Raw genomic sequence first — 10473 nt, 5'->3', positions numbered from 1 at the left:
ATATCGATCAATTCAGCGCCGTCGCGCACGAACTGGACCCGGTGGTGGCCCGACGTGTTCGCCACGTGCTGACCGAAAATGCCCGTACCGTGGAGGCCGCAGACGCGCTGGCAAAAGGCGATCTGCAGCGTATGGGGGTGCTGATGGCGGAGTCGCATGCCTCCATGCGTGACGATTTCGAAATCACCGTGCCGCAAATCGACACGCTGGTGGAGATTGTGAAAGCCACCATTGGCGAGAAAGGCGGCGTGCGTATGACGGGCGGCGGATTCGGCGGCTGCGTGGTCGCGCTGGTGCCGGAAGCGCTGGTGCCTGCGGTGAAAGAGGCCGTTGCGGCACAGTACGAAGCCAGAACCGGGATTAAAGAGACCGTCTATGTCTGCAAACCTTTTGCGGGAGCGGGACTGGCTTAAAAAAAAGCGGTGAAATACCTGGCAGCTTGTTTACCTACAAGCGTATGCCAGTAGATATGCGCCCACCAGCGTAGTCGAATGGCGACCGGAACTGGGGCAGCCCTTCGGGAAATGTTGCCGAAGGGCACTCCTCAGGTGACTGCGTCACGCACAGAGTGACCATTAATGCAGCCAGCTTTATTTTGAATTTCTCAGCCATTCATCCACGGTGAGCGAATACAGAAGACTCGGCGGCGCATCTTTAACATCATGAATTTCCTTGATATAGCGTAGCCCCGTTTTCATGAGCACCTTACGCGATGCCAGATGGTTTTCTCGTACAACAGCGGAAATCTCGCTAAATTCGATATTTTCAAATCCATATTTCAGCGCACATGTCGCAAATTCTGTGGCCAGCCCTTTTCCCCATGCCTCGGTAGAGAATCGATATCCAAGGTTATTAATCATAATGTCTTCATAACTACGAATGCTCAGCCCACCAAAACCAATGACTGTTTCAGGACTATCGAGCAGTGATATTGCCCAGTTTCCAAACCCGTGAGTTTGCCAGAGGTCGAGCCAGCGAATAAGCACCGTTTTGGCGTAGTCAATGTCCGGATATGGCCCGGCGGGGTTAAACGTGTTCGTCGCGGGATCGCCATAAATCCTGTACAGATCGGCGACGTCTGTTGCCAGTACGGGGCGAAGGGATAATCGGGATGTTTCAACGTGCAAATTAGGCTCCTGAGATGTCATTGGAAATACCATCCCTCAGGCTAAGGGATGTTTTCCGGTTTAAGCACATTTTTGTTTTGATATTACGCGTTGATGCTGCAACTGGGTATGTTCATTCCAGGCTCACTGAGCTGTCGGCTTAAGCACCCGCTTTTCGGGTGATTTCGTTCCATTCAAAGCCATGATCGGATAACTGCGATGACTGCTCATCGCCTGTCAGCAGATCAGTTGGCATAAACTCGCCGCTACCTGCAATTTACGGCTGTGGTCCCTGAAACTCACGTTTCGCAAGTTGCAGGGTGAGTGTTTCGATACGCTCGGCCATTTGCCGGGTCAGCTCAGTCAGTTGAGTATTTTGTTTCAGTAATTCCAGTAGTTGTGCCGAGTGCTCCTCAGCTAATAACTGACGCCTGGTCATTGCGTCATCCAGATCTTCACGGTGTTGTGCATCCGCAAGTGCATGCGCCTGATCGCGCTCAGCCTGTCGGGTTTGTGCCAACAAAATCAACGGCGCTGCATAAGCCGCCTGAATACTGAACGCCAGATTGAGTAAAATAAAGGGATAGGGATCAAACTTCACGACACCTGCAACGTTCAGCGCAATCCACACGATCACCGCAATAGTCTGTCCAATCAGAAAGGTCGGCGTACCGAAAAAACGTGCAAAGGCTTCTGCTTTCAACGCAAACCACTCGTCACCGAAAGTATGCGTAATCCCTTTCAGGGGGCGATATAAACGAAATTTTTTATCTGCATGCATAGTAAAACTTCCTGTTGGGGTGTTACCGGAATCGCCAAAATTTGCGGCATCGTCAGTTGGAGCAGAAGCCTGACCGTACCAAAACATACGCTAAATATGTTATACGCTCGTTATACAGGAACGGACATCTTCAACATAATCATTACGCGTCGCCGCGTTTGCGTCCGTTACCGCCGCTGAACTGGTCAGCGCCAGACGCGGAAAGGGTCTGTTCCTGGCACACTCTAAAACAGTTTGCAGTGCAGCGTATTCATACTCCTCATGTAAAAATGGCACTCACGGAAAGATGTCACACCCGCTCCTCATGTATATCTGGATTCCCCCATAGTCATTAAGAAAAAGGATGCATGAAGATGTTGAGAGGAAAAAGAGCGGTTATTACCGGTGGAGGCGGAGGATTTGGTCAGGCGCTGTGCGTGTGGCTGGCACGAGAAGGCGTTGAGGTGGATTTTTGCGCGCGGCGGGCTGATGATATTCAAAAAACCTGCGACATCATCACCGCTGAAAACGGCATTGCAAAAGGGTTTCTCTGCGATTTAACCCGGCCTGAATCTGTTTCTCAGTTTTCTTCACAGCTCTTACTTTCAGATAAGCCCATCGACATTCTCATCCTCAATGCTGCTCAGTGGTTGTCAGGGAGGTTAGACGATCAGCCTGATACAGAAATTATCAATACCATAAGTTCAGGGCTGACAGGTTCGATCCTGCTGACTCAGGCTCTGCTGCCCGGGTTAAGACGTTCAGACAGTGCTGATATCGTCTCAATGATATCTTCATGCGGGGTCCCGAATTTTACGGATTCAATTGCGCACCCCGCTTTTTTTGCGAGCAAACACGGGCTTAGTGGATTTACCACTAAACTGACACAGCAGTTGTCCGAAGAAAATATACGTGTTACCGGGTTGTACCCGCCGGATTTCGAACTTACAGGGTTAGATAGCTTTGTCGAGAGTCAATCCAGAATGGGGGAGCGTCTGCTGAATGGACGATCGATCTGGGAAACGATTCGTTTTGTGCTGACTCAACCGCGTAGTTGCCATATCAGTAGCATCTATTTTCGCGGCCCAACTCGCGAAGATCTGAATGCCGGGGGCTGAATCAGGTGACGTTGAGCGCCCGGTCAGCAGCGGACGTGGTTAACTTCATTCACTGTTAATCATCGGGGGTAGCGCACGCACTCCCCCGCTTATTAATTGCAACCCAACCCTTCTCTGCAGGGTTGAGCCGCCTGTTACGCGTCCTGCTGAGTCACCGTACCGGGCTGTTGCAGTAGCGAGCGTACCGTTTGATGTCGATGCCAGTACCAGGCGAGCACCTCCTTGAACCTGTCAATCTCTTTCTTGAGGCCCGGCAGAGGAATTTTGCTGCGTTTTTTACCGTGGGCGTTCGGCTGCACATGTTGTACATGTAAAGTATCCCGGCCAAAGTTTCTGAGAACGTTGATATTCTTAACGTTGTCCCAGTCCAGCAGTTCAGCCGTTTTCGGCACCACAATTCCCTGCCAGGTGATTTCGACCTGCGAACCATCTTTCAGCGTAAAGGGAACATTAGGGAAATACTTAAGAACCAGCGCGGTCTCTGCTTCTCCCGTGGGCTGATAGCGCCAGGCCAGACTCTCTTCATGGGTAGAAGAGAAATCACGCTCATATTTCTGCCAAAGCTGCTGTTCGATGTTGTCGGCAACGGGTATTAAATCGACCCAACTCTCCGTAGGGAGCTCTGCTGCCACCGAGGCATAGGCGGTTTCTTCAACGGAAAAACCAACGTTACGCATTCTCTCTGTCAGGGGTGGGTGTGAATCAAAGGGATGCGGCACATTCTGTTCACGCATGGCACTGATAAAACCAGGAGAATTCACATGCGCAGGCAAACCCGCGGCGATAGCTTTACGGATCCCGAGTTCACTCTCATGCAGCGCGTTGTTGGCAAAGAGATTTTTCTCAACCTCATAGCGATAACTTGCATAGGCTGAAACCTTGATCAGGGATTCGATGATCGCGGCAGGTGAAATGAGCGCAGAGGCATTGCGATCGGCCACGAACTCACGTTCACGGCTGTTGCGCCGCCATGCCAGCTCAAACAGCATGCGATACAAATAAAGGGGATAGTAGACAATGAGCGTGGCCACATTTTCACTCATCAGCGCGGTATAGAGATCGAAGCGGTGTAGTTTCGGCCCCAGTAAAGCGCCAGACGCCGTGTCGCCTTCATGCAGGTGAGTCAGCTCATGCACCATGACGCCATCTGCCTGTGCGAGAGTCAATTGGCGCAACAGCGGAATACTGACATAGAGTTTACGGCCTGTTAACAGATGGTCATTCACGCGCAGCGGTGCCTCTGTTACATAGAAATTGGTATCGATACCGGCAATAACATGATCCGGCGGAGTTGTTCCTACCCTGGCAGCCAGCGCATCAATTCTTGACCAGAGTTGTGGGGCGGCTTCGCGGCTTACCACTTCGCCTTCGATATTCTCCTCCGGCGGAAGCTTTCTGAAGATGCCTTTGATGATGTAGTAGATACCGGCTAACACCATCAACCCCACCAATATCACCAGTTTTGGATAGTAGGTTTGCGTGAAGAAGGCGGTTCCCCAGAAAGAGAGCCAGACCAGCATTACCCCCTGAACAATCACTTCAAGTGACCCCGCTAACATCAGGAACGGGCGGGCCAGCGTCAGGCTTAACAGCTGACTGCGGCGATTACTGAAGGCCAGCGCGCTGAATAACACAATCATCAGCAGCACAACGCCGCCGGCAATCAACGTCCAGAGTGCAACTTTGTCCATCATGTAGAACTGCCAGAGTTCAGAACCCGGTGCACAGACTGCTTTTTTATAGTTCAACAGCTCAGCAGCAACCGGACCGCAGACGCTTGAAGGCGGATTTTGTTGCAGGAACCCGGCGAGTTTATCCGCATCCTGATGTTGTTTTTGTGCATCCTCAATAAAGAATTGTGTGTATTCCTGATTGAGTGATTTGCTCCCGTATTCAGCAAAAACTAAGGTGATTGCTGGTATGAGAAACAGGGTTAACAGAAGCCAAACAATTACCTTTGTATAACCCATTTTCAATTCCGTTATGCTTTTCAACGTTATTAACTCATCCAATGTGTGTAATGGGAAAAACTACTTTCGCGGGATTCTCCCGAAGGAGTTTACGGTACAAGTTAAAGGGAAAGTGCCCTCTCACTAAGCTTACACTATTTTACAAATGGTGCATTGTGATTGTAAACCTACCTTAGTTAGTTATAGAAACAGGAGGCTACTTTCCGCAGTAATTTCCGTTTGAGACAGGCAAAACGCGGCCGTATTAAATTAAAACGTCAAAGATGAAGCAGGAAAATATCGGGGTGCGAATGGCTTTGTTGAGAAAAGACCATGGGTAGTTCAACCACAAAACTATTTATTTGTTATACAAAACAATAACTAACCTATAAGCACTCTTATTATCTTCACCTGTTTTATGTGCAATAGGATAATTCGCATTTTGTTTTTTTTATTTTTCATTGCGCATGAAAAAGGGACCCACCCTTTACTCTCTCACCTGTAATTTGTGTGGCTTTTTGCCTGGGTTATCAGGCATAAAAAACACTATAAATGCCAGAGTGGAAGATGATTATCCCATCTTGCTGAGTCATTACTCAGGCTCCACGTTATTACGCCTGCATTTTCAAAAAAGTAATAACAATATAAGGGGTTCGCAATAAAGTTAAAGAATATAGCCACTATGTCAGCCGCAATATTCTTTACCGCAGCGCCGGGTTACACAGTTGATATCGTCTCAGATGACGGAGCAACCAGCCACCACGACTGAATTAATCTCTCTTCTGGATGGAAAGCAAGAATTCACATTGCGAAGCCACGAAGTTCAGCCTGTTCCCGGTGGCGCATCCGGAAAACCGAGGTCAATACGCAGGCTCAACGTGCATCCCGTTTTGATGAAGAAGAAATTCCGTTGGCTACCCGTGAAGATGATTTTCTTATTGGCCTCAAGTCCGTTAAACATCAGCAGAAGCAACCTTCTCTTTAAGGTTATCCGTGAAAAACGAAGGGCGTGGAGGGGCTGATGGAAGATCGTGCAAACTCATGAGCCTTAGCGCGTCGCCCGATATCTGTACAGGTAAACCGCTTGCCACCCCTTATGCTGCAACAAATATCTGCCAGCACACGTGGTCACCGCTGGCTTCTCTGCCGGAGCCGGGGTTCTGTTTACAGAAGCACGCACATCGTTCCACCTTTCCTCCCCCACCTTTATCACTCACACTTAACCCAAAGACGTAGTCTGCACGGACATTGTGCTTTACACTGCGCGCTGCAAAAATTGAGTAGATAAACGATTAATCAGGCGGTAAGGGCGATGAACGGAACAATCACAACATGGTTTAAAGATAAAGGTTTTGGATTTATCAAAGATGAAAACGGCGAAAACCGGTATTTTCATGTGATTAAGGTCGCCAACCCTGATCTGATCAAGAAAGATGCAGCAGTGACCTTCGAACCGACCACCAACAACAAGGGGTTGTCCGCCTATGCGGTTAAAGTGATCCCGGAAAGCAAATACATTTATATCGCAGGCGAGCGTCTGAAACTCGCTTCGATCAAGTCTTTCGTGGTATTCAGCGAAGAGGTGCCTGTGGAAACCGGCATCGATAAAGAGAATGCGGTGCTGTCGGTAGGGCTTTTGATGAACAACATCAAGCCAAAATCCGCCGCGAAACCTGGCGAAATGCGCTCGGTAAAAAAACTGGCGATCACCACCTTCCAGGGCACGACGTTAATCTTTTCGGAAGATGAAATTGACGTCGAAGCCACGGTAAAAATGCTCAAGGTCTGACATCATCAGGCTCACCCTGTGCCGACTGGCGTCCCATCCGTCGCCAGTTGGCACGGCACGACGTAGTGCCCCTTTAGATATCGCCGGGGTAATCCGGCAATTTTCGCTCGGGTGGAAAAATAAGACTGCTATTATCTAAGCCACATCGGCAGCATCAACTGGCTCAGGCCTTAGGGAACGACTATGAACAACGAAATACCGCTTAAATTTTATGACATAGTGGATGAGTATTCGACGGAAAGCGAGAAGCCGGTGAGCGAGTCAGAACGCGATCCCCTGGCACACTATTTCCAGTTACTGATTACCCGCTTAATGAACAACGAAGAGATCAGCGAAGAAGCGCAGCAAGAGATGGCCGGCGAAGCAGGCATTCATGAAGAGCGTATCGATGACATCGCGAACTTCCTCAACCAATGGGGCAACGAATAGCGCCCCCTCTCTTCGTTTCGGGAAGGTGACAGCTTGTCGTATCTGTCCCCTTCTCGCTTATCGTCCACATGGGGCGATAATATCGGCCTGCTGCAATTCATATATGTGTCATCTGACACAACAGTAACAGTATTCCCTCCAAACAGGATTGCCATAAAACATCCTGAATGACACAACGCCTTTTTATTCTCAGCCCTGAATTCAAAGCCGAACTTAGCAACGAGAAACATAATGTAGCGGTCAACAATCGCTGTCGGACTCATTAGCGTCATGTATACCAGACCGTTCCATTTTCCCTTTTTAAAAAGAAATGCCTAATGAAAGGCAGGAAGAAAAATCATTCATTTTTACCTCTCAGGCTCCATGCTGAAACTGGCTGTTTTTCAATTATAAAATATTACATGGGATCGCATGCGTTTATTATTAAGTTCACCACTTGTTTTTGAATCTTACATTGAAAATTAAAATGAACAGTGATTAGCAATGAGGTTATCTTCACGCAAGGTCGATGCCATTCTATGAGTTCTTGTTATTTTTCGGAGCCTCTTGCTGATAATCATGAATAAGCGTGGCGGGAAATGGTGGCTTTGGCCGCTGCGCCTGACGAAAGCGTTTTATAAGGTAATTTTAGAAAAGAGAGGAAAAAGCACGAAACAGAGGTGCAATGCGCTATCAGATCGACTGCGATAATCAAGAATTGCTTATGTCCTGCTCGTTATCCCTTTATGCCTTTCGTCAGATACCCTCTCGTTACTATGCTCATCAATTTTTAAATTCCCTTATCAATTCGGCGGTTAAAAGCTAACTTCCTCCTTTTCAACACAGATTGCGAATAATAGCAAAAATCGTTCAAGAAATTTGTTGCATTAAATTTATGCAACATTCCATCGATCAATCGAATTAATTCCAATAGCCGTAAACTATCAATAATGTATTTTTTTTAGTTTTTAACGATCAATTGCTAAGCATAATTGGCTTTATGCCGATGTGTATTACATGCCCTCTGCAGGAGCAGAAGGGCATAACTTCAAATTTAACAAGGAAAGAAAAATGAAAAAAGTTAAGCTCAACAGTCAAACACAAGGTTTAAGTATCAAAAACAAAATATTGCTGGCATTTGGCGTTATATTACTTTTGATGGTCTTTATTTCTGCAAATTCTCTTTTCAGGCTTAATGAAGCCAAAGATAAAATATCCAAAATCGTAACGGAAGATTATCCAACAACCGCGCTTGGCAATAATGTTATCAGAGAAGTTAATGGTGCGACATTATTATTACTCGATGCCATTGTCGAGCCACAACCGGAGAAAAAAGAGCAGCTTTTGCAGGAGCTGAATGCTAAAAGCAAACAAGTAACCGCTCTATATGAACAGCTAAGGGAAAAAGCAGATGATGAACCCTCACAATTATTATTGAATAAAATATCCGAACTGCGTTCTGCTTACATTCAGTCACGCGCTTTAGTCATAAAAAACCTACAAACCGATCCTGATGCTGCTATCAGTGAGTACACCACTCATACCCGTGCGTATGAAAGCCAATACCTGGGGAAAATAACGGAATTTATCGATCTGCAGCGTAATGAAATGCAGACATCCTATTCTGATTTTCTTGGTGACTATGCATTGAGCAAAGCGACAATGATCGTTGTTTCAATGATCTGTTTAGCCCTCGGGATCATCATGGCGATGCTGATTTCACGTGCCATTGTGCGCCCTATCAATCATGCCGTCAGTGCGGCAACTCGTATTGCAGCAGGCGATCTCGGTACCGATATCATTATTACTTCTAAGGATGAAACGGGAATACTGACAGGAGCCATTGCCCATATGCAGCAAGAATTAAGGAAAATAGTGACCGAAATTCGCAGTGGTGCGGAAAATATCGCGACGGGCGCCTCTCAAATCATGGCCGGCACCCGTGATTTGTCGGCGAGAACGGAGGAGCAAGCCAGTTCGGTTGAACAAACCGCCGCATCGATGGAACAAATATCCGTAACGGTGAAAAATACCGGGAGTAATACGGCTAATGCATCTCTCCTCTCGGAAAACGCCAGCGTCACCGCCAAAGATAATGAAAAGTTGATGTCCTCTTTGACGCATGAGATCCACAATATCACCAACTCTGCGGACAAAATGTCTGACATCATTAGTCTTATCGACTCTATTGCTTTCCAGACAAATATACTGGCGCTTAATGCAGCGGTTGAAGCCGCCCGTGCAGGTGAACATGGAAAAGGGTTTGCGGTCGTTGCCCAGGAAGTTCGCGTTCTCGCGCAAAAAACAGCAAATTCGTCAAAAGATATTCGCTCGTTGATTGAAAATTCCATGCAGCAAAGTTCCCGCGGTCTGGACATGGTGCGCCAGGTGAGCGGAAAAATGGATGGTCTTGTTCAAAACGTGAATAGCGTTTCGAATATTCTTAAAGAGATCGAACAGGCGAGCCAGGAACAAAGCGAGGGGGTGCATCAGATTAATATCGCGATCGGTCAGATTGATACCACGACTCAACAAAACGCGGCACTGGTTGAAGAGTCTGTAGCGGCATCAGAAATGCTTAATGAGCAGGCCCGAGTGCTGAAAGATCTGGTCAGTGTATTTAAGGTCGCCTGAATAGCTTAATAACTACTGTTATTCGTAGCAAATGACAACACAATCCGGTAATACATATCGCGTTTACCGGATTGTTTTACTATTTTGTTTATCGTATCGCGAAGAAAAGCGAACAGCGCTACGCCCGAAGCATTAACACATCCCAATGCCGTCGCCGCCCTCAGTCCCTCGCTTGCCACTCTTTTTTAAGCAGCGCGTAGACAAACGTCGAGTCATATCTCTCTTCGCCCTCTTCGTCTGTAAACGAGACAAATTCCTTAAAGCAGCCTTCCTGTCGCATATGCAGACGAGCGCAGAGTTTTTGCGACGGCAGGTTATAGTCTTCTACATAGGCATAGAGACGCCGGGCTGCTTTCTGCGTAAACAGATACGTGAACAACGCGCTGACGGAGGCAGTAGCAAATCCCTGCCCTTCATACCGGGGGTTGAAGTGCCAGCCTACGCTCCAGGTATGCGGATCGTGTTCTGTGCTGTTATCAGCAAAAAGATGACCAACAAGCGTGTCACTTTCTTTAAGACATACCGCGAACTGGGTCTCATCGCTGGCGCGTTTAGCCACTTCTTCTTCGGCTTCTGCCAGGGTGTTAACTTTCTCATCATAAAAACAGGGCACCCGTGGCGATGCCATATAAGCAAAAAACGCCGCCGCGTCTTTGCGGTGAAAACGCCGGATAATAAGCCCTGGCATAGTCGTAAAAATCATTTCACT

Annotated in this window: 10 protein-coding genes; 5 read left to right on the top strand and 5 right to left on the bottom strand. The window is 47.7% G+C overall.

The features are described 5' to 3' along the window. Positions 1 to 413: galactokinase (locus AAIG39_RS23645; protein WP_484550465.1), on the top strand; the 413-nt coding region annotated here is incomplete at its 5' end. A 177-nt stretch (positions 414 to 590) separates the two neighbouring features. On the opposite strand, the gene AAIG39_RS23640 is transcribed toward AAIG39_RS23645, so the two are convergent. Further along, entirely contained in the window at positions 591 to 1127 is a 537-nt protein-coding gene (locus AAIG39_RS23640) for a GNAT family N-acetyltransferase (RefSeq protein ID WP_090086816.1), read from the bottom strand. A 256-nt stretch (positions 1128 to 1383) separates the two neighbouring features. Further along, entirely contained in the window at positions 1384 to 1887 is a 504-nt protein-coding gene (locus tag AAIG39_RS23635) for a DUF1003 domain-containing protein (protein ID WP_090086814.1), read from the bottom strand. Positions 1888 to 2240: 353 nt separating this feature from the next. Here AAIG39_RS23635 and AAIG39_RS23630 point away from each other — a divergent pair, with 353 nt between their 5' ends. Further along, complete coding sequence (locus tag AAIG39_RS23630) at positions 2241 to 2984, top strand: SDR family oxidoreductase (RefSeq protein WP_425503346.1); 744 nt, start codon at positions 2241 to 2243, stop codon at positions 2982 to 2984. Between the two features lie 134 nt (positions 2985 to 3118). Here the strand turns inward: AAIG39_RS23630 and AAIG39_RS23625 are convergent, their stop codons facing one another. Next, complete coding sequence (locus AAIG39_RS23625) at positions 3119 to 4954, bottom strand: M48 family metallopeptidase (protein ID WP_343194870.1); 1836 nt, start codon at positions 4952 to 4954, stop codon at positions 3119 to 3121. A gap of 802 nt (positions 4955 to 5756) precedes the next feature. Then, positions 5757 to 5894, bottom strand: coding sequence for a hypothetical protein (locus AAIG39_RS23620; protein WP_343194869.1), 138 nt, complete (start codon positions 5892 to 5894; stop codon positions 5757 to 5759). 351 nt (positions 5895 to 6245) lie between these two features. Between AAIG39_RS23620 and AAIG39_RS23615 the strand changes: the two genes are divergently transcribed. The 3 genes from AAIG39_RS23615 to AAIG39_RS23605 all read left to right on the top strand — a co-directional run bounded on the left by AAIG39_RS23615 (position 6246) and on the right by AAIG39_RS23605 (position 9764). Continuing rightward, a complete protein-coding gene (locus AAIG39_RS23615; protein ID WP_090086804.1) occupies positions 6246 to 6722 on the top strand; it encodes a cold-shock protein in 477 nt (158 codons plus the stop codon). Positions 6723 to 6905: 183 nt separating this feature from the next. Then, entirely contained in the window at positions 6906 to 7151 is a 246-nt protein-coding gene (locus AAIG39_RS23610; RefSeq protein WP_343194868.1) for a YmjA family protein, read from the top strand. 1050 nt (positions 7152 to 8201) lie between these two features. Beyond that, positions 8202 to 9764: a methyl-accepting chemotaxis protein gene (locus AAIG39_RS23605; protein WP_343194867.1), complete on the top strand. Its 1563-nt coding sequence runs from the start codon at positions 8202 to 8204 to the stop codon at positions 9762 to 9764. 160 nt (positions 9765 to 9924) lie between these two features. On the opposite strand, the gene AAIG39_RS23600 is transcribed toward AAIG39_RS23605, so the two are convergent. Continuing rightward, complete coding sequence (locus AAIG39_RS23600) at positions 9925 to 10467, bottom strand: GNAT family N-acetyltransferase (protein WP_090086797.1); 543 nt, start codon at positions 10465 to 10467, stop codon at positions 9925 to 9927. Positions 10468 to 10473 lie beyond the last annotated feature (6 nt).

The sequence above is a fragment of the Phytobacter palmae genome (assembly GCF_039409775.1).
Lineage (GTDB): Bacteria > Pseudomonadota > Gammaproteobacteria > Enterobacterales > Enterobacteriaceae > Phytobacter > Phytobacter palmae.
This window is presented reverse-complemented; position numbering and strand designations above follow the sequence as displayed.